The 20222-nt window shown below is 36.5% G+C and carries 28 protein-coding genes; 15 read left to right on the forward strand and 13 right to left on the reverse strand.

The genetic code is table 11. From position 1 onward, the window contains the following. Positions 1-10: 10 nt before the first annotated feature. From J655_RS12995 to J655_RS13035, 9 genes are all read right to left on the reverse strand, one after another. The gene (locus J655_RS12995; RefSeq protein WP_032052457.1) at positions 11-1285 is read right to left on the reverse strand and encodes a HEPN domain-containing protein; all 1275 of its coding nucleotides are present in this window, start codon (positions 1283-1285) and stop codon (positions 11-13) included. A gap of 540 nt (positions 1286-1825) precedes the next feature. Continuing rightward, positions 1826-2068, reverse strand: a complete 243-nt coding sequence (locus J655_RS13000; RefSeq protein WP_032052458.1) for a hypothetical protein — start codon at positions 2066-2068, stop codon at positions 1826-1828. A gap of 11 nt (positions 2069-2079) precedes the next feature. Further along, positions 2080-2517, reverse strand: coding sequence for a hypothetical protein (locus tag J655_RS13005; RefSeq protein ID WP_032052459.1), 438 nt, complete (start codon positions 2515-2517; stop codon positions 2080-2082). Beyond that, positions 2514-2921: a DUF559 domain-containing protein gene (locus tag J655_RS13010; RefSeq protein WP_032052460.1), complete on the reverse strand. Its 408-nt coding sequence runs from the start codon at positions 2919-2921 to the stop codon at positions 2514-2516. Before J655_RS13010 ends, J655_RS13005 begins: the two co-directional genes overlap by 4 nt. Continuing rightward, complete coding sequence (locus J655_RS13015; RefSeq protein WP_032052461.1) at positions 2918-3871, reverse strand: helix-turn-helix domain-containing protein; 954 nt, start codon at positions 3869-3871, stop codon at positions 2918-2920. The genes J655_RS13010 and J655_RS13015 overlap by 4 nt, the downstream gene beginning before the upstream one ends. After that, positions 3868-4881, reverse strand: coding sequence for a DNA cytosine methyltransferase (locus J655_RS13020; protein WP_032052462.1), 1014 nt, complete (start codon positions 4879-4881; stop codon positions 3868-3870). The genes J655_RS13015 and J655_RS13020 overlap by 4 nt, the downstream gene beginning before the upstream one ends. Beyond that, positions 4878-5198, reverse strand: a complete 321-nt coding sequence (locus J655_RS13025) for a hypothetical protein (RefSeq protein ID WP_032052463.1) — start codon at positions 5196-5198, stop codon at positions 4878-4880. Before J655_RS13025 ends, J655_RS13020 begins: the two co-directional genes overlap by 4 nt. A gap of 60 nt (positions 5199-5258) precedes the next feature. After that, on the reverse strand, positions 5259-5615 hold the full coding sequence (locus J655_RS13030; protein ID WP_032052464.1) for a hypothetical protein: 357 nt from the start codon (positions 5613-5615) through the stop codon (positions 5259-5261). An 8-nt stretch (positions 5616-5623) separates the two neighbouring features. Then, positions 5624-5824 (reverse strand): helix-turn-helix domain-containing protein, encoded by a 201-nt coding sequence (locus J655_RS13035; RefSeq protein WP_032052465.1) that lies wholly within the window; start codon positions 5822-5824, stop codon positions 5624-5626. A gap of 112 nt (positions 5825-5936) precedes the next feature. Here J655_RS13035 and J655_RS13040 point away from each other — a divergent pair, with 112 nt between their 5' ends. The 10 genes from J655_RS13040 to J655_RS13080 all read left to right on the forward strand — a co-directional run bounded on the left by J655_RS13040 (position 5937) and on the right by J655_RS13080 (position 10502). After that, on the forward strand, positions 5937-6593 hold the full coding sequence (locus J655_RS13040; protein ID WP_032052466.1) for a LexA family protein: 657 nt from the start codon (positions 5937-5939) through the stop codon (positions 6591-6593). Position 6594: 1 nt separating this feature from the next. Beyond that, complete coding sequence (locus J655_RS13045; protein ID WP_032052468.1) at positions 6595-6876, forward strand: hypothetical protein; 282 nt, start codon at positions 6595-6597, stop codon at positions 6874-6876. Between the two features lie 217 nt (positions 6877-7093). Further along, complete coding sequence (locus tag J655_RS25545) at positions 7094-7282, forward strand: hypothetical protein (RefSeq protein ID WP_032052469.1); 189 nt, start codon at positions 7094-7096, stop codon at positions 7280-7282. A gap of 2 nt (positions 7283-7284) precedes the next feature. Then, positions 7285-7614: a hypothetical protein gene (locus J655_RS13050; protein WP_032052470.1), complete on the forward strand. Its 330-nt coding sequence runs from the start codon at positions 7285-7287 to the stop codon at positions 7612-7614. Positions 7615-7625: 11 nt separating this feature from the next. After that, positions 7626-8393 carry a hypothetical protein gene (locus tag J655_RS13055; RefSeq protein ID WP_032052471.1) on the forward strand — a complete coding sequence of 256 codons (768 nt, stop codon included), beginning with the start codon at positions 7626-7628 and terminating at the stop codon, positions 8391-8393. Between the two features lie 15 nt (positions 8394-8408). After that, positions 8409-9461: a hypothetical protein gene (locus tag J655_RS13060; RefSeq protein WP_032052472.1), complete on the forward strand. Its 1053-nt coding sequence runs from the start codon at positions 8409-8411 to the stop codon at positions 9459-9461. Position 9462: 1 nt separating this feature from the next. After that, positions 9463-9714: a hypothetical protein gene (locus J655_RS13065; RefSeq protein WP_019767484.1), complete on the forward strand. Its 252-nt coding sequence runs from the start codon at positions 9463-9465 to the stop codon at positions 9712-9714. After that, positions 9715-9894: a hypothetical protein gene (locus J655_RS13070; RefSeq protein WP_019767483.1), complete on the forward strand. Its 180-nt coding sequence runs from the start codon at positions 9715-9717 to the stop codon at positions 9892-9894. It abuts the gene before it with no gap. Then, entirely contained in the window at positions 9887-10171 is a 285-nt protein-coding gene (locus J655_RS13075; RefSeq protein WP_032052473.1) for a hypothetical protein, read from the forward strand. The genes J655_RS13070 and J655_RS13075 overlap by 8 nt, the downstream gene beginning before the upstream one ends. Before the next feature lie 82 nt (positions 10172-10253). After that, positions 10254-10502 (forward strand): helix-turn-helix domain-containing protein, encoded by a 249-nt coding sequence (locus tag J655_RS13080; RefSeq protein ID WP_032052474.1) that lies wholly within the window; start codon positions 10254-10256, stop codon positions 10500-10502. A 431-nt stretch (positions 10503-10933) separates the two neighbouring features. Here the strand turns inward: J655_RS13080 and J655_RS13085 are convergent, their stop codons facing one another. From J655_RS13085 to J655_RS13090, 3 genes are all read right to left on the reverse strand, one after another. Continuing rightward, positions 10934-11254 carry a hypothetical protein gene (locus J655_RS13085; protein ID WP_032005896.1) on the reverse strand — a complete coding sequence of 107 codons (321 nt, stop codon included), beginning with the start codon at positions 11252-11254 and terminating at the stop codon, positions 10934-10936. Between the two features lie 93 nt (positions 11255-11347). Beyond that, positions 11348-11461: a hypothetical protein gene (locus J655_RS24560; RefSeq protein ID WP_002117788.1), complete on the reverse strand. Its 114-nt coding sequence runs from the start codon at positions 11459-11461 to the stop codon at positions 11348-11350. Between the two features lie 112 nt (positions 11462-11573). Beyond that, entirely contained in the window at positions 11574-11918 is a 345-nt protein-coding gene (locus J655_RS13090; RefSeq protein ID WP_005802897.1) for a hypothetical protein, read from the reverse strand. A gap of 223 nt (positions 11919-12141) precedes the next feature. On the opposite strand from J655_RS13090, the gene J655_RS13095 reads away from it, so the two are divergent. From J655_RS13095 to J655_RS13115, 5 genes are all read left to right on the forward strand, one after another. Further along, on the forward strand, positions 12142-12726 hold the full coding sequence (locus tag J655_RS13095; protein WP_005802899.1) for a 5-formyltetrahydrofolate cyclo-ligase: 585 nt from the start codon (positions 12142-12144) through the stop codon (positions 12724-12726). 445 nt (positions 12727-13171) lie between these two features. Next, entirely contained in the window at positions 13172-15601 is a 2430-nt protein-coding gene (gene lon, locus J655_RS13100; RefSeq protein WP_002117591.1) for an endopeptidase La, read from the forward strand. A 304-nt stretch (positions 15602-15905) separates the two neighbouring features. Then, positions 15906-16385, forward strand: a complete 480-nt coding sequence (gene rlmH, locus J655_RS13105) for a 23S rRNA (pseudouridine(1915)-N(3))-methyltransferase RlmH (protein WP_002054393.1) — start codon at positions 15906-15908, stop codon at positions 16383-16385. Between the two features lie 112 nt (positions 16386-16497). After that, the gene (locus J655_RS13110; RefSeq protein WP_032005893.1) at positions 16498-17274 is read left to right on the forward strand and encodes a DODA-type extradiol aromatic ring-opening family dioxygenase; all 777 of its coding nucleotides are present in this window, start codon (positions 16498-16500) and stop codon (positions 17272-17274) included. Positions 17275-17442: 168 nt separating this feature from the next. Beyond that, entirely contained in the window at positions 17443-18552 is a 1110-nt protein-coding gene (locus tag J655_RS13115) for an META and DUF4377 domain-containing protein (RefSeq protein ID WP_005802909.1), read from the forward strand. A gap of 53 nt (positions 18553-18605) precedes the next feature. Here J655_RS13115 and gdhA read toward each other — a convergent pair whose 3' ends face one another. Beyond that, complete coding sequence (gene gdhA, locus J655_RS13120) at positions 18606-20009, reverse strand: NADP-specific glutamate dehydrogenase (protein WP_017398662.1); 1404 nt, start codon at positions 20007-20009, stop codon at positions 18606-18608. Positions 20010-20222 lie beyond the last annotated feature (213 nt).

Consider the following 20222-nt stretch of genomic DNA (forward strand, 5'->3'; position numbering starts at 1 on the left):
TGAGTAAATTTCAATCTGCCTCATTGTTTACACTATCAAAATCTTGATGTTCTGAAGCCAATTTAATTTTATTGTTAATTATAGACTTTAAAATTCCATCAATTTCATGAGCCTTATAAATGTAATTTTCGAGTTCACTATGTTCAAATTCCTCAATATGAATTAACTGATTTCTATAATCTCTAAGTTGTTGCAACGAATAATACAACTTACGATCAATAATACCATTGAGTATTAAAGGTCTTAATAATCTAGAAGAACTTAGAGAAATTCTATGATCTATATTATTATTATTAGGTTCAATCATTCTCATAATTTTAAGAATCGAACTTTCAATTCCTTTCCACAATAGTAGAAATTCTCCATATTTTTCATTTATATTTATATTTACACTATCCAGAATATCATTTTTTTCATCTTCTTTGACTTCAATATCACTTAATTTCTCCAAAGCAGCCATAATAATATCTTGAACTTTTTTAGATTTTGTCAACAAATTATCATATTGCTCTTTTGTTAAGAAGTTATTATGGGCGACAGTACATCTTATTTTATATAATTCTTCCCAACTAGTCTTAAGTTCCTCAGAAGAACAATTAATTATTGGTTGAAAATACCTATCCCAATTTGACATTGGAAGTTTATTTTTTAAATTTTTTAAATCATCTAATGAAATCTCTTCGGATTGACGTATAAAACTAAAGATACTATTGGATTTATCAGTAGAAACCTCTCTAAACAGAAAGTTAGATAATTGTATAAAATCAGTCTTATATAGTATATTTTGACTTTCTACTTTTTTTTCACTCCTTATAGAGTCTAGAACCTCTAAGGGAGAATTATATGTAATTGAGTTTTTCCCAACTTTAGTTATCATAAATTTAGTAATTAATTTACGCATTGAATTTTCTAATTCATGGATTATGGGGTATGCCTTTATTGCATAATCACTTCTAATATCATCTCTTAAAACTAATGGTTCTTTTTCATTTGATACTTTAGCTAAAATTGTTCTTACTGCTTTCAGTAATTCATCAAAACTATCTCGATCTTCATCATTGGAATTTGTAAATATTAAATGATAAAAATTACTATTTGCGTCTCCTGAAATTGCACCTTTGGATACATCAAAACCGAATACTTTTTCTTTCCATAAAATATTGTGCCTTGCAAAAGAAATATACTCAGATGCACTTAATAGTGACTTAAAGTTTGTAACTGAGCTACAAATACCTAAATTTGAGTCAAATGTACATAAATATTCAACAATCTTTGATGATTTCATTATATTTTACAAATTCCAATATTCTTGCAATTTACCACTAAAATATAGTTATTAAAACTTCAAAATATTGAATATTTTAAATAATTATAACTCTATCTTGATCTTGGAACCATTAAAAAATCTATAAGAAAAAAGCCCACCGATTGGCGAGCTTTTATTTAAATCACTTAGGTCTGCACTGCTACTAGCGCAGTACTAAACAGATTAATTGCCAAACCACTTGCAAACATTGTAAAAGCAATAAATGAATGTTTTTTTACCATAGACACCTCCAGCGAACTTAATGAAACAGTTGAATGGTTAGTTAAACAAGACAACAAAAAAGTTAAGAAAAAGGCAACTAATCCTAGTACTACCAGTGGAACTGAACCACTTATGCAACCCCCTACAACAACAGACCTAAGTAATCTATTTTTTGATTATAACATTAATTTTCTAAAACAAATTAAAAAGCCCACAAAAAATAGTGGGCTTATATACTAGTGCTTTACTTACACTTCGAACACTATAGCACGAATATGCCACAATCCGTCTAGACAGTCAAATGCCATTTAAATATTCAAACTTATGTTTACTCTTCATTATACTTAATGAAGCTTTTAAGAAAGATATTTCATCAACACTTTGATCTGTAAAATTCAATCTTTTAAAATATATTGCATATCCTTGGAGTGTTTTTATTGGTGGATCCATTTTGACAGACTTTAACTTCCCCTCCTTAATTAATTCCCAAATATGAAGCTTTCCTGCTTCATTTGTTTCTACCAGTAATGTTTGTTTCATATCTAAGTTCTTTATAAAATAAGTCTTTTATCATGTCCGGCTAAATAAAATCTAGCACAGCTCACCATAATTGCAGCCTGAGCTTTTGATTGGTTTGTTTCTTGAGCTACTTTACCTAATCCTTTATTTTCTACTTTATTTTTGATTAAACATATTAATGCAAACTTCGTCGTAAAATCTGTTTTATCTGATTTTAAAATATTTCGTAAAAGTGCTTGAATCTGATCTGCCTCATAATCGTTTATCTCACATCGAATGTAAGATTTACCTTTTGGAAGCTCTCTGTCTGCTTCACGCATTAACCAGTAAATTTGATTAATATGCAGACCATCAGGTAAATCCCCACCCTTCATCCGAACTGTTTCGCACCACGCGCCAAACTGCTCCAACCATCCATCAATAGTGTATTTAGACCAATCCATTTGTTGTGTTTTTAAAGCTGCACTCATCTTTCACTCACCATTTTCTCTATCTGCTGAACTGCTAAACCTGACTTCACTTGCTCTGTACTAAAACGTAAAACTGTAAACCCCATAATTGCCGCTTCGTTGTATTTCTCCACATCTCCTAAATAACCTTTTCCTCTTGTGTGACGGCCACCACCTGCCATCCAAATACCACCTTCGACCTCAACCAGAATCTTTGTATTCGTAATCAGAAAATCTGCTCTCCATTTGCGTTTCGGATGGAATTTGTATTCCTGCTCAAAACTGATCTTGCATGCTCTCAGGTGTGTTGCCAGTACCGTCTCGCCTTCACTTGGCTGTCTGGTACCTTGCTTTGCTGAACAGCGCTTTTTAGTTTTCTTCACTGGAAATAATTCACGGTATTCAGCAAGGCTCATTGATGTCATGCGGCCCCCTTTGCAGTGAAACCAACTTGGATTAGGTATGGCATAAATTTTTGCTGTTGCTCAGGATCTGCGAGTTTTACTGCGATACGTGCTGCAAGTTGTTCATAGCTCTCGTTACCTTCAGCGTATTTGCTTGCAAACTCTGGGTGTACAGAAAGTTTTTGAGCGAATGAATAAATCTGTTTTGAACTAAGAGTGTTTGAATCTCCCTGCGAGACTCGAACCTGTGTTCCAGCTTTTGTTTTTTTAGATTGTTCACGTGCTTGGTATTTTCCACATGCGTTGATTAACCAATCTGCAAAGTGGTAATTCATGAGTTCATCACAAAGATTCTTTTCGGCGTTGTAAAGTTCAAAAGCACGTAACTCTCGATCAAACCAAGTCGCGTTTTTGATCTGCTCGTAAGTTTCCTGATCAGTTGCCAAAAGAATTTCTTCACCAAGTTTTTTCAAACTCAACCATGTTTTTTTATTTTTAGATTCATCTGATAGATTCTTTGGTAGATTCCGTGTCCCAACGTTGGGACTGTTTGACGGAATTGTTGGGACTCTTTCATGGAATTGTTGGAACTGTTCCGTTGTTGGAACTGTTCCATTGTTGGTACTGTTTGAATCATCATTTTCAGTATCAAAGAGTACCGTTGTTGGTACTGTTTCACGGCCCTTAACTCCGATTAAAAGATATACTTTTACTTGCTTTGTTCTACCTTCACGCTTGCCAGTATCGACAATAAATCCGTCCTCAATTAACTCATCAATAATTTTTAAAACTGTCTTACGGTCCATTTCTGTATCCTCGACAAGACGCGCAATACTTGGATAGCATTCATGTGTTTCGCCGGCACGATCAGCCAGCGAAAGAAGTACCAATTTTTTTAGAGGTTTTAATGCACCACCCGCCTTTTGTTTTTGACGGGTTTTCCAAGCCCAAACTGTTGCATCTAAGCTCATAGATCTTCCCCTAAAAATTCAAATGCGCTTTTCGCCACAATTGAAACTTGTCCATTTCCAATGGCTTTAAGTCGGTCCACCCGATTGGCCACCCCATCAGCCACTCGACCCAGTTCGGGTTCAATCGCCCACCATTCCCACCCTCTGGCGAAACTGCTGTATTGAGACGGATCTGGCGTCCCTTCGCTTTGCGTTCGACTAAAGACTCGTTGCTCCACTTGTTTGCATCGCTCGCAGTTGGTGTCGGAAAATTCATGATCGCACCCGGTAAACCATTTCTCGGATGAGGACTTACATTGCCACGCTTGTTCCAGTCGGATGCTTTTGGGGTTGGCCACATCTTTACCGTTGATTCCAGACAAGGACTTTTCCTGTTGCGTTCCGATAGACAATCCATTCGTTTTGCATCCGATGCTTTGGGGGTTGGCCAACGTTCGGGAGTTTTTATTTGCTGAGCTAGTGAAATGCCTGTCATATTTGCCGTTATTTTCCCACCCCGTGTTGAGTCGCTCGCTGCGGGAGTAGCCCACAATCCAGATTCGGTCACGGATATGGGGCGCTCCAAAGTTAGATGCTGAAAAACGTGCCCATTGCGCGTCATACCCCATTTGGGCAAGGTCACTGATGACTCTTGTAAGTCCTCTGGAAACAAGCATTGGTGAGTTTTCCACGAACACGTAGCTAGGTCGTACTTCACCGATAATTCGTGCCATTTCTGCCCAAAGCCCGGAACGTTCACCTTCGATACCTGCTCCTTTTCCTGCAGATGAGATGTCTTGGCACGGAAAGCCGCCAGATATAACGTCAACAATTCCTCTCCATGGTTTTCCGTCAAAAGTTGTAATGTCAGACCAAATTGGGAAAGCTTCGAGAATTCCATCATTCTGTCGTTGCGCCAGAACTTGTGCGGCGTAGGCATCACGTTCAACTGCGCACACTGTTCGCCATCCCAAGAGATAAGATGCGAGTACTCCACCACCAGCGCCTGCGAAAAGAGCCAACTCATTCATTTAGACTCCTCTTCATTCAATTGAATGAAAGTGCTACCAAGGTAACGGATCCGTTTAGCCCGATATAAACTTGAGATGATTTGTCCTGCATGGAAAAGTGGCATTCTGTGCTGATCTGAAAGTGCTTGCATAAACTCATCACGTTTTACCACTGCATTTTTTTCTTCGCGGTTTTGGTTTCTCAAATTCTCTCTACGCTTTTCAAGTAAATCGTCTAAGGTTTTTAGAGCTGGCTCATACCAAGACTGAATGATTTGCTGCCGCTTCTGTTCTTGCAGATTGTCTTTAGACGATTGATTTGATAAATTAGTTTGCATATTCGATTCCTCTAGCCAGTAATTGAATTAACTAAGCCTGATTTCCGAGATCAGGCTTTTTTAATATCCAAGCTTTTCCTTTTGACCACTGATTTCGTCATGAAATAGATCATCAACAGTTTCAATTCGATTCATCCAGCTTTTAGACATAACTAAAAGCGCAGCAACACGCTCTTTATCTATGCTTTGATAATCTTTTGGTACAACCTTTAAACCAAGTAAGCTCAATAGCTCGCAAAACATTTCAATTTCATTCAAGCCATTGTTTTTCTTGTCTGTTTTAAGCCGAGTTATGGTGCTTGGATCAACCTTTAATTGTTCAGCAATCTCTTTTTGATTACCTGAATCAAGACCATGCAATATGCGAGAAGCATCATTTCTGGCACTTGCAGAGAGTTCAATTGATAATTTGCTCATCTTGTTACCTAAGCCACTTGTTTGGTTTTGGAATGCTTTTTCCAAAGCTTTTTTAATTTGGTTGCAATTTCATGCGATAAGCGTTTACCACATACCCCGCGCTCTAAATCACTAACGTAATTCTGTGAGCACCCGATTTCGGTACCAATTTGAGTTTGTGTTAAGCCCTTTTCACGCAAATCTGAAATCATGTTTGGCCATTGATTCATGCGAAGCTCCTATATTTTTAAACAAATATATAGGTTTTCCGATATTTAAACAATAGCCAAAGCGATCCTAATTTGTATCAGAATTCCGATATAAGCATTTAAGGAAATACATATGGCTACTTTGGGTGAAAACTTAAAAGCAATACGAAAAGCAAAAAAGATGACTCAAAAAGAGTTAGCTCAGAAATCAGGTGTAAAACAATCTGTAATTTCTGATCTTGAAACAGGCAATGCTAAATCAACAGGTTCAATACTTGAATTAGCAAATGCTCTAGGGGTTACAGCTGAAGAATTAAAAAAAGGTGTAGTTGGAGAACTTATTACCACCAACGTTTTGCCAGTTCAAGCTAGAATGGCGCCCGTTTTATCTTGGGTACAAGCAGGTAATTTTACTAATGTTGAATCAGTAGATATGTCTCAAGTTACGGAATGGTTCCCTCTCCCAGATGATTGCGAAAAATGTTTTTATTTAAAAGTTCGTGGCGTAAGTAATGAACCTGATTTTGTTGAAGGTGATTACATTGTTGTAGATCCAACAGTATATTATTCAGATATGCAATCTGGAGATATCATTGTCGTCCGAAAAGATAAAGATGCTACTTTCAAAAAACTGGTTATTGAATCTGATGGGACAAGGTATTTAAAGGCTATTAACCCAAATTTTCATCCTAATATTATTCCAATTGATGAAGATTGCTATTTTATTGGTCAAGTAATAGACTCTTTGAGATATACATACCGTGGAAAACGAAGAGTAAGAAAGAGTTAAAATGAAAATTTTTAAAATAATTTTGTTATTGCCAGTTTTAGTTTTAACTGGGTGTTCAGACACTATTAGCCGAGCTGAACATGATTCTATCGTGTACGAGAAAGATCAGAAAATTGCCGAATTAGAAGAGCATATTGTTGAGTTAGAAGCTAAATTAGAGGAAGTAAATAATCAATTTGAACGGTTTGAAAATGAAAATTGGCGTGATGTCGTTCCAGATGTGGATAATGCTCTTGATGACTTAAATAGTGAAGTTGAAAATAATCCATCATCAAACTATTAAAAGTGCTAGACCATAAATATCAATTAAATAGTTTTACTCATTAAACCCACTTTTAAAGTAATTTTACTTTTTAATGAGATCATTATCGGAATACCAGTAAAAATATCGGAATAACTATTGACTATAAATATCGGAAATGCGATATTTATCTCGTAGACAACAAAAAGCACATCAGATTTCGACCCCCGATGTGCTTTGCAAACTTTGCGAGATAAGTATGAAACAAAACACTATCCCTAGTCAAACAACTGCACGCTTATATCAACACCCTACTGTTGAAGAACAGCGCCCTTCTCGTTTCGCCACTATTAAGGCGAATGTAATCGACTTCCTTATATTCATAGCCCTTTCATTCGTCCTTTGGGTCATTGCTGTAACTGCAGCTACATGGATGATGGGAGGTTAATCATGAATGCTCAATTCAAACCACATCCAGACGGTGTTAAAGCCTATATCGGCCATGACCGCTTAACTGGTCTCTACTCTGTGCGTATCGGCTGGGCTGTTTATGAAGCTAATGCAAATGTAAGTGTGCTGTACACCGTAAAAGGCGAAGTGAAGACTCCTTTAAATGTTGAAGAGTTTAAAGTGAAGCGCCCTAAGGTTTACACATCCTTAATGAATGAGATTAGCTTCCAGCGCTCAAAGCAACTTGCTAAGGATTTAGCTGGCTCACACATTCCTTCAAATGACCGCAAAGCTTATAAGAAAAAGCGCGGCTTCACTGGCTCAAGATAAGGATAAGAAAAATGACTACTGAAAATTCAAAAGACAACTTACATATTTGGAATGCAGTTAAGCAGACGCCTACCAATTTTCTTAAAAAGATTGAGATTGGTTATTTAAAAGGTAAATCAGATATTAACCCTCAATGGCGTTTAATGGCTATGACTCAAGCCTTTGGTCCTGTTGGTCATGGTTGGACTTATAGACATGTTCGCTTATGGTCTGAAACTGCTCCAGATGGAACCATTATGGCTTTTGCTGAAGTAGCAGTAAAAACCAAGATTGATGGTGTTTGGGGTGAGGAATTTTTCGGCAACGGTGGTTCAGCAATTGCTGAAATTCACAAAGGCAAATTAGTAGCGATTGATGAAGGTTATAAAAAGGCCGTTACTGATGCTCTAGGAGTAGCTTTTAAAGCTGTTGGTGTGGCAGCTGATGTTTACCTCGGTAATTTTGATGGAAGTAAATATTTATACAACTATGACTATGCCTACCTAGAGCAAAATGCCTCTACCCCAGCAGGTCAAAATACAAATCAGAATCATCACACAACTGCTCAGGGTGGCAACCAGAAGCCACCTCGTACTCAGGACCAACTTTATCAAGATGCATTAAAAGCAATTAAAGATGCGCCAGACACTAACATCTTAAATGCTGCGATTAAGAAGTTTAAAGGTACTACTTATGAGGCGGGTATTAATAGAGCATGCCAAGCACGTGCTGATCAAATGGGATGGAGCTCTAAAAATGTTCCGCAGCAAACACAACAACCATCATCATTGCACCACTGATAAGGAGAGCTATCTATGTCTAATTTATTAAACGCAACTGAAGCATTTGCTGCTCTCCAGAAAGGTAAAACAGTTCTTTGTCGTTATGCTGGTGATGGAACACTTAAAGCTGATAAGTCATTCAGCACCTTAGATCAAATGCCAGCAACGGTATTTGGTCTACCCCATTACGAGTTCTGCATAAAGATTGAAACGACAGTATTGGCAGAAATTACATTTACTAAGCCGATTGAACCGCATGATTTAGAAGATGGTCAAGTTATCTATATTGTTATGCCTTCACATATCTTGCGCACAATTTATAGTTCAGATAACGGCGAAATTTGTCTAAGTGTTGCGAATGGTTTTGCTCAACTAGATGAAGAAAATGCAAAGTTACAACTTCAAGCTATCGGTAAAACCTTTGGCAATATTATTACCGATATAGAAGTTAAAATCGGTAGCAATAATAAACCAAGGCAGCAACGAGGCAAGAAAACTCAGCCTGCCAAAGAAGAAACATCTATCGAAATTATAGAGCAAACCAATGTAACGACATCTGAAGACTCATTGGTACATGCCGAAGTTATTCCAGAAAATACAAAAGAAGCTTTAGAAACTGCGGGTGTTATTACTGAACAACCTTATGTTTCTTCATCTGAAGATTTTTTAACTCAGCCTACAACTGAGCAAGAAAAAAACAATGAGTATAAACAAACCTTAGATACCCTTTTGCAGCGAGTAAGTGAGTCTAAAACACCTGCAGAAGTAAATGCTGTTTATCGATATACCCGCACCTGGTCTGACAAACAAATGGAGCCTTTGCTCCAAGCTACACACAAGCGCTTAACTGAACTTGCAGATGAAAAGCCAGCTGAGAGTGAGCCGCCTTCTCTAATGGTTCAGATTCAAACTGCACCTGACCTTACAACACTTGATGCTCTTGAAATTGATGTAGCTGCACGAGATGAGTTAATTCAACCGAAGCTTATGGGCTACATAAGAAAACGCCGCTTCGAGTTAGAGAATCCTACATCTAAGGCAATTCAAGATCCTGACCCTGATTATCTATTAGGAAATGGTTTCTAAGATGAAAGACCAATTCAAGAAAGTGAATAACAAGCACTTACTTGGTTTTACTAACTACTTGCATTTGCTGGGCTTTGTAATAGTCCAGCAAGGGGTAAACCAAGCAATGCTTTTAACGAAACATTATGCGGTACCAGTTGCTTGGCGCCGCATAACTATCGACTACAACAACCGGTTAAACAAACCCGCACAGCAACTTTATAAAGAATTTGTCGAGTGGACTAAAGAAGAATATGCAGAGATGGTGGCATGAATGATTAAAGCTGAAAGTGGTGTGGAATTTGATGGTGATGACGTTTGGATCGGAAGTGTTCTTATCTCTAAATGTTTCGGCAATGAAGAATGGACGGCGTTTCTCGACAATGATGTTGAAAAAGAATTTGAAACCTTAGAACTAGCTGTCACTTACTGTTTGGAGCATAACAATGAGTAAAGTTATTGGTGAAGTTAACTTAAACCCTAGCCGTATTGAAGGTACTCCGGATCAAGTAGCAGTTCATATTTTTAAAGAAGTCATTTGCCCGAGTATTGAAGAATTAGCCAAGAACGATCCGGAAGCAGCAAATGTATTTGCATATCACATTTTCGGTTTGGCTCTGTCTCAATTAGCAGAATTTCAATCGACTAAAAATATTGAAAGGATCGTAACAGTTACTTTGCATAACCTTTTGCGCCAGCTGAAGAAAGAACGTAACGAATTGAGGAGCTAAGGAATGAAAGAAGCACTCTACGGAACAAATATTTTATGGTTTTTAGCTTTATTAATTATGATTTTCTGGTGAGGTGATTTAAATGAAATGTATTGATAAAAAAGCTGAGATTGAAAAGTTTAATGCCGCTAATGATGATGAAGAATTTTCACCAGAATCTCTTGCGGTAATACTAGATGTTTCGACTTCATGGTTGCAGAAAATGCGTTGTGTCGGTGGCGGTATTCCCTTTTCAAAAGTGCACTATCGAAAAATTATTTATAAAAAAGCTGATGTTCTAGCTTATATTGAACGCAAGCGTGTAGAATCAACATCACAAATGGCGGTTTAACCGCCTTTTTTTTGTAAAAATTTAGTAGGCAAACAATAGGCTAAAAACACATAAAAATAGGCAAACTTAAAGAAATAGGCAAATAGTAGGCAAATTAAGTATATTGTCGTATTATGAAATGAGGTTTAGTATTGTCTCAGATCTTTTTATTAAAATACAAATATTTAAAATACCTTTCCATATGATTCTAAATAGTCTAATATCGTTTCGTAGTGCTATAAAATCACTTTTACCCGAGAACTCATCGGGTTCAGGGTAACGACACATGCAGCGGCATCTTCGGAGCATTTATTTTTAATTAAATAATAAAATTCCAAAAATTTATTTCAATTAGCCTTTCAATACAGACCTGTCGGTACGATATTTTTCTCATGCATTCAATAATGCATAACGTTATTATTTTAGAGATGAATTACTCTCTGCCTTCAAAATTACTTTTCTTTTCTACTCAGGCACTCTTGATACCAAGCTGTTTGAAAATCTTCTATCGCTTTTCGTTTAAAGAAGCTGGTCTTGAATACTTCGGTTGAGTAAGCAGAAGTAATTAAATCTTGATAAAGTTGTTTTGCCTTTCGATCTTCAAGACTATTCGCTATATGCTGCAAGTCTTCAGATGGGACTTTTTGTTGACGCGCTTCCATGACAGTATAAGAAACTTTCTTTACCACATTACAAATTTCGGGGTCATTTACACTTTCATCGGCATAACAGCTAAAAGCTAAAAAACTAAGAAAAAATAATTTAAATTTCATATACCTACCTTATTTTTATAGCTTTGAATTAATTACAGAATTTTATTATTAATAAAGAAATAGGAAATTGATCCCTATTTCTTTTAAAGGTGTTTATGCTGGATTAATCACATAAAAATAAATAATTAGACCTACTAAAACGGTTGAAGCGATCGTTAAGTATGTACCAACTGTATTAAAACTCTGTAAGAACTTTAAGATTTCCATATCTAAATCCCCTAAACTTTCACTTATAAAGATAGAAGAAAATTTATCACAACCCAATAATGCCAATCAATTCACATTTATCTGATTTTTTGAGATTAAAATCAAAACAAACTTATTGAGTGCATCTAATCGCAAAAGCATCCTTATAGTAGTCCGTTGCACTTTTCAAATCCGATAATAATTTCTCTTCGGTATAAGGTTTAGGCGAAATTTTTATTAAGGCAGGCATATATTGGGTCTTATAAACTTCTGGATAGTCATGACATAAGATTTTGACTTTAACTTCTTGCGGTGTATTCGGGTTATCTAGTTGATCTAAAAACTCTCCTATTTTACGATCTGATTCTTCAAATTGAGCTTTATAGTCAACTTCAGCAGCTTCAGGTTCTGTTTGTTTTGTACACCCACCAAGTAGCAGACTAGCGCTTATTGTAATGGTTAAAATTTTTAACTTCATAGGCTTAACAATTTCACATTCATCCTTTTAAATATTCTTATCTGATTAAATGTAAATAAATACTGGTAATACGTAAAGAAATAGAATTTTTTATCGCTAAAGAAAATACCTTGTATCAAGTAAATTTAAAGTTATTTCTTAATTAGTTCTCTATTTCCATAAATCTTAAGAAAAATAGGTATAATTTTGCTCGACTGATCTCAAATCTTTGTTAGATTTACGCATGAATGAACTTAGTTTTATTAGAAAAAATTTAAGATCTAAAAGACGCTCTTTGTCCCCATTGGAGCAAAAAAAAGCTCAGCTTAATGTTCTCCATCATTTAAACAGTCTTGCTATTTTTCATTCATCAAAAAAAATTGGTTTATATTTACATGCCTTCGGAGAAGTTCATACAGATCTGATCATAAAGTTATGTTTTCAAAAAAATAAACAAGTTTATTTACCTATGATTTGTTCTATAAACCAACGTTTAGTCTGGGTAAGAATATCTAAAAACCAATATGTAAATCGACGTTTTTCTCATCATCCATTGGGTATGAAAGAACCCATGGCAACAAGAGGAAAACATGTATCAAAACTTGATTTACTGTTAATGCCACTTTTAGCTTGTGATCAATACGGTACGCGTATTGGGATGGGAGGGGGCTATTATGACCGTACATTGGCTAGTGCAAAACATAAGCCTTATCGTTTGGGAATGGCTCATCAATTTCAATTTATTGGACATACTTTAAAACGTCAAAGTTGGGATCAACCCTTAGATGCTTTACTCACCCCTCAACATATTTATTATTTTAAAAGATAATATTTATAGAAAATTAAAATTAGTCTTAAGTTTTTAATGCCCCCTAAAATCATAAAAGTAACCACCCTAAGGATGGTTACTTCTACGTGACAGACCGATTTACCAACTTATACTAACACGGCTATTTAATGTTCAATATTAAATAAGTTTTGCATTATTGTTAATTATACAATGCCGACAAATGACATAAGAAAATGGTTATTTTCCATCCAAACGTCTTTTTTACTATATGAATATTTCATAATTATTAAGCTAAATTACCTATCCTTTCTACAAAATTTTATTCTTCTTAAGAATTAATCCATTGATTCATAATATTTTAATAAAAAAGTTGACTAAATTAGTCATTTTTTCCACATTTTCTATAGAGAGGCCCTTGTAATTTTTGAAATACACATCACTATAAAAAACATGGCAACCTCGTTGTCACTCATTAGGAGTGCCCATGTCTGAACTTATTATGAATGAAAAAACTGACTTAGAGCCTCAGGTTCCAAGTGTATTACCACTTTTAGCGTTACGTGATGTAGTGGTCTACCCACACATGCAAATTGCGTTATTCGTGGGTCGTGAAAAATCGATCAATGCAGTTGATGTGGCTCGTAACAGTGACAATTTAGTATTTGTAGTTGCGCAAAAAGATTCGCTTACAGAAGAAATTGATCACGATAACCTTTATCAGTACGGAACTGTCGCTAAGATTGTTCAAGTCGTAAATCATGAGAATGATGAAAACTGCATTAAAGTACTTATTGAAGGTTTACATCGCTCTAAACTTGAAAAGATTATCGATGAAGATAGTCATTTGACTGCTGAACACAGCTTAAGTCCAATGACAATTAACGTAGATAAAGCTACTCAAGAAACTCGTTTGCAAGAGTTGCGTACTTTATTTGCTCAATATGCTGAAGCAAAATTACGTAATGCACGCGAACTCGTTGCTGCGGCTAATAAAATTGAAGACTTGCTACAACTCATGTTCTTCGTAGCAACACGTGTGCCTCTAAATATTGAAATTAAACAGAAGTTTTTAGAGCACGATGAGTTTGAAGCACATTTGCAAGAGCTTATGAGCTACTTGGTAAATCAATCTGCTGAACAGCAAATTGAACAAACTTTGCATGACAGCGTAAAACGTCAAATGGAAAAAAACCAACGTGAATACTTTCTAAATGAAAAAATGAAAGTCATTCAACGTGAACTTTCTGACATGAATGGCGGTGCTGAAGATGACGTTGCTGAAATAGAGAAACGTCTTGCTGAAGCTGATTTACCTGAACACGTACGTAAAAAAGCTGAAGCTGAGTTCCGTAAGCTTAAAGCAATGCAACCAGCGTCTAGTGAAGCAGCTGTTGTACGTAACTATCTAGAAGTAATTTTAGATACGCCGTGGAATAAAGCGAGTAAAGTGAGTATCAACCTTGCGAAAGCACAGGAAATTCTCGATACAGATCACTACGGTTTAGATGACGTAAAAGACCGTATTGTTGAATACCTAGCTGTTCAGTCGCGTGTTAAAAAGCTTAAAGGTCCGATTCTATGTTTAGTAGGCCCTCCTGGTGTAGGTAAAACTTCACTTGGTGAGTCTGTCGCGAAAGCAACAGGTCGTGAATTTGTTCGTATGGCACTTGGTGGTGTACGTGACGAAGCTGAAATTCGTGGTCACCGTCGTACTTATATTGGTGCGATGCCAGGTAAAATTGTGCAATCTTTAACAAAAGTTGGCGTGAAGAACCCATTGTTCTTACTCGACGAAATTGACAAGATGGCGCAAGACTACCGTGGCGATCCTGCTTCTGCATTGCTTGAAGTATTAGATCCATCACAAAACAGTAAGTTCAACGATCACTATTTAGATCTTGATCTTGACCTATCTGAAGTGATGTTCATCTGTACTGCAAACAGTATGAATATTCCAGAAGCCTTGCTTGACCGTATGGAAGTTATTCGTCTACCGGGTTATACCGAAGATGAGAAAGTTAACATTGCTGAACGTTACCTTGTTCCAAAAGCAATTAAGAACAATGGTCTACGTCCAAAAGAATTAACAATTCATGAAGAAGCGATCCGTGACATTGTTCAACGTTATACACGTGAAGCTGGTGTACGTAGTTTAGAACGTGAAGTGTCTAAAATTGCACGTAAAGTGGTAAAAGAAGCAGTAAGTAAAAAGTCTAAAAACTTACAACTTGATGTGACTTCTGCCAATCTTCCAGAATACTTAGGTCCACATAAGTTTGACTTTGGTATCGCAGAAGATGAAGCACAAGTAGGACGCGTAAATGGTCTAGCTTGGACATCTGTAGGTGGTGAGTTACTTACCATTGAAGTTGCAGCTGTCAAAGGTAAAGGTAAATTCATTACGACTGGTTCACTCGGTGACGTAATGAAAGAATCTATTACTACAGCAATGACTTTAGTGCGTACACGTGCCGATGAATTAGGTATTGAAGCTTCTCGTTTTGAAGAAACTGATGTACACGTTCATTTACCTGAAGGTGCAACACCAAAAGATGGTCCATCTGCTGGTTTAGCATTAACAACTGCGCTTGTATCGGCATTTACAGGTATTGCAATTCGTCCTGATATTGCAATGACTGGTGAAACAAGCTTAGGTGGTCGTGCAATGCGTATTGGTGGCTTAAAAGAAAAACTTCTTGCAGCACACCGCGGTGGAATTAAGCTCGTCTTCATTCCTCAAGACAACGTTCGAGACTTAGCAGAAATTCCTGCGAATGTTAAAGAAGGTTTGGAAATCAAAGCTGTGAAAAGTATTGATGACATCTTACCTTTAGCATTAGTTTCGATGCCAAAGCCTTTACCTAAAACACCGATTGTAAAACCGGTGGAAGGTTCAAAAGCAGCACGTCACTAATTAAAAAATAAAAAAGAGAGAGCTTCGGCTCTCTTTTTTTTGTTACACAATTTGATTGAAAAATATCCAACCATCCTCATAATAGGTAATAAGAGTATTTAAATAAATGAGTACTCTTAACTATCTAATTCTTAGATAGCCTTGTTTTTATTCTCTATGATCATCTGAACTCCAGACAGATGATCATTTGATCGCAGTCCAACACTGTTTTTTGGACTGCGTTTTTTATGCCAGCTTTTTAGATCGTCAGATACTTTCATTCATCAGGTATAATGCGCCAGCTGTATTTGAATGAATAGATAACATGAAAATTCGTATTCTGACCATTGGTCAAAAAATGCCTGCTTGGGTTCTTACTGGTTTTGAAGATTATTTCAAACGCATCCAACCTTTTGTTCAAACCCAAGTTATTGAACTACCTATGGCCAAACGTGGTAAGAATGATTCAGAAGCGGATATTTTAAAGTATTGCCAAATTGAAGGCGAAAGTATTTTAAATGCTTTAAAACCGAATGAAACCTTAATTGCTCTTGAAGTTGGTGGTCGGGAACTAAGTACAGAAAAATTAGCTGATACAATGAAACAATGGATGCTTGAGGGTAATGATGTAGCACTTGCGATTGGCGGTCCAGATGGTTTGTCAGATCAGGTACGTAAAGCTGCCGCTTGGCATTGGTCACTTTCAAAACTTACGATGCCCCATCCGTTGGTACGTGTTTTATTAATCGAGCAACTATATCGGGCCATGAGTATTAATCACAATCATCCTTATCACCGTGCATAAAAGGAACAAACGTTTCATTTTAAGAACAATCCGTTGAAATCTGGATACTTTTAACATGTCCTGATTTTGGCATAATGACTATTATTCTGCTTTTCAACTCAGGTGTAATGAAATGGAACTACAAACCCTTCCTGGACTGTTTATTTCCCATGGCTCGCCCATGCTTGCACTTGATCCAGAACAAGTGGGACCTGCTCTACACCGTTTAGGCACAAATCTTCCTATACCTAAGGCAATCATTGTGATGTCTGCGCACTGGGAAAGTAAAGCACTTGAAGTGAGCATTTCGACTCGTCCTGAAACATGGCATGACTTCCGTGGATTTCCTAAAGAGTTATATGAAATTCGCTACAGTGCGCCTGGCGAACCAGCATTAGCAGAAGAAATCTTAAAATTATTGGCCGATGCTCACTTTGTTGCACATGCCAATAGTACCCGTCCTCGTGATCATGGCGTATGGATGCCTTTATTGCATATGTACCCAGATGCAGACATTCCTGTAGTCGAAATTTCTTTGCCATCAAATTTAAGTGCACAAGAAATTTATCGTATAGGACAAACGCTTACCCCTTTACGTGATAAACAAATCTTACTCATTGGTTCAGGAAGTATTACTCATAATCTTGCAGAGTTATCTTGGCAAGGAGACAACTCTAAAGTTCCTGAATGGGCTTCAACTTTTAGAAATACTGTCGTTAATAAGCTTTCCCATCAAGATTATGATGGAGTTTTAGACTGGCAATCACTGCCGTTTGTGAAACGCAACCACCCTACGCTTGAACATTTTGCACCTTTGTTTTTTGCTATGGGTACAGGCAATCGCTTTACGATTGTTCATAGTAGCTTCACAATGGGCTCATTAGGAATGGACATCTATCGTTTTGATTAATTATTAAGAAATACCCCGTTTTGCGGGGTATACCATTATTTTTGTTGAAAATTAGAATAATTTACAAACTTATACATTTTAAAAACCGAAACAATCAAATGTTTACATTTTCTTTTTTTAAGAATGTTTTAAGCTTATTACTGTTGTTTTTTTACTTGAAGTTTTTAAATGAAAATTAAATATTTAATTCTTGCGTTATTACCTTTTTCTTTGATGGCGTGTCAAACAGTTACTAATACTCCTGCTCCAATTGTTTCTGAGCAACAACAAAACCTTGCAACCACTTTAGGTGAATATGCATGGACTTATCAAAATGTAAAAGCTTCTAAACCACTTATTCTTAACTTTAATGCAGATGGTAAATTAGCCATTAATACGGGCTGTAATGGCCAAGGCGGTACTTGGAAAGTTGAAGGCAACCAACTTGTTACTTCTAATCTTGTTTCAACGATGATGGCTTGCCAAGATGATTTAATGAAACAAGAACAACTTTCTACTAGCATCTTTAATGAAGCAAAATTACCAATTGAAATTAGCAACACTAATGGTCAGGTGATTTTAACGGTGACAGATAAAACTGGTCAAAAACACATTTTCCAAGGTCAAAAAGCAGTTAATACTCAAGCTTTAACAGATTACTCTTGGTCATATCAGCCTGAAAATACTAAAAAGCCAATCGTTCTTAACTTTACAAATGATCGTTTATCTATCGCAACAGGTTGTAACCGCCAAGGAACAACTTGGAAAGTTGAAAATAATACGATTGTAACAGCTGACGTAATGTCGACAATGATGGCATGTGAACCTGCTTTAATGAAACAGGAACAGTTCTCTAGCAGCCTCTTCCAAAAACGTGCAGTTCCGTTTGAACTCAATACTACAAATGTTGATCAACCAACATTGACAGTATCTGATGCTCAAGGTCAGAAATATACTTTCACTGGTAAAATGACACCTGAAGCAAAATATCAATCTGAAGGAAAAACAGTTTTCCTAGAAGTTGCTCCAGAAACTAAATCTTGTACTGGTGTTGCGCCACAAACTTGTATGCAAGTTCGTGAAATTAAATATGATGACAAAGGTGTTAAAACTTACGCTGACAAAAACTGGTCATTATATTACGGTCAAATCGAAGGGTTTGAACATAAACCGGACCAACGCGTAATTTTGCGTGTAAAACGTTTTGAAGTGAAAAACCCAGCTGCAGACCAATCTAGTCAAGCAGATGTATTAGATATGGTTGTAGAACAAGAGTTAGTTAAAAAACCTAAAAAATAAGTTTTTAGACTAAAAAAATCCGATGCTTATGCATCGGATTTTTTATTTCTATCTTAGAAAATACCTTGAGCAAGCATTGCATCAGCAACTTTTACAAAACCTGCAATATTGGCACCGTCTACATAGTTCACACTACCGTCTTCTTTAGTACCATATCTTACACAGTTGGCATGAATGTCTTTCATAATTGCATGTAAACGTTCATCGACCTCAGCATGGGTCCAGCCTAAACGAATTGCATTTTGAGACATTTCTAAACCAGAAGTTGCCACACCACCCGCATTAGATGCTTTACCTGGCGCATACAAAATTTTAGCTTCAATAAAATGTTCAACTGCTTCAAGTGTAGATGGCATATTAGCGCCTTCAGCTACACAAATGACACCGTTAGAAATAAGTGTTTTAGCGTCCTCACCTGTTAATTCATTTTGCGTAGCACATGGCAAAGCAATATCGACAGGAATATGCCAAGGCGTTTTTCCTTCAAAATATTCAAAACCATGTTTAGAAGCAAACTCGGAAATACGACCACGTTTAACGTTTTTTAGTTCCATTACTTCAGCAAGTAACTCATCTGTAAAACCATTTTTTAAATAAACTGTGCCGTTTGAGTCCGACAAGGTAACAACCTTTGCTCCTAAGAACATTGCTTTTTCCGCCGCATATTGTGCGACGTTACCAGAACCTGAAACAGAAACAGTTTTACCAGCAAAAGATTGTCCACGGGCTTTAAGCATTTCTTCTGCAAAATAAACCGTACCATAACCAGTTGCTTCAGGACGCATTAAGCTACCACCAAATGAAATTCCCTTACCGGTAAAGACACAAGCGGTGTCATTACTCAGCTTTTTCATCATACCTGCCATATAACCAACTTCACGCGCACCCACACCAATGTCACCCGCAGGAATATCCGTATTTGGCCCTAAATGGCGATAAAGCTCAATCATGAGTGCCTGACAGAATCGCATAATTTCAGCATCAGATTTACCTTTAGGATCAAAATCTGAACCACCTTTCCCGCCACCCATTGGTAAAGTAGTAAGTGAGTTTTTAAAAGTCTGCTCAAAACCTAAAAATTTTAAAATTGATAGATTGACCGACGGATGGAAACGCATTCCACCTTTGAATGGACCAATTGCTGAATTGTATTGAACGCGGAAAGCACGGTTAACTTGAGTCTGGCCTTGATCATCCATCCATGAAACACGGAATTGAATCACACGCTCTGGTTCAACCAAACGTTCTAGTAATCCCTGCTCTGCATATTCCGGATTTTTTTCAATAAATGGCCACAAACTCGTCATGACTTCTTCGACAGCTTGTAAGAACTCAGGTTGATGCGGATCACGCGCTTGCACGTAATTCAGGAATTCATTCAGGTTGTTGTATTTCAATGCACGGTCCTCAGCATAGTAATGAATTAAATTGGTGCAATACATTTTTAAATGCATCATTTAGCAGCAAAATATTAAATCCCTTTCCATCAATTTTAACAATACTTATTTTAAATTATTTTATTTATCTTAATTATCAAAAACTTATTTTTAGAAAAACTACTTAAAAATAAGAAATATTCATTAATCTTTTCATTTTTATTGATCTATTATTGTGCAATATTAGCTACATTTTAGGTCAATCAAAAAGCCAATAAATTCATTAAAATCCAT

The sequence above is a fragment of the Acinetobacter sp. 1294243 genome, from assembly GCF_000588015.1.
In the GTDB taxonomy this organism is placed as follows: domain Bacteria; phylum Pseudomonadota; class Gammaproteobacteria; order Pseudomonadales; family Moraxellaceae; genus Acinetobacter; species Acinetobacter pittii.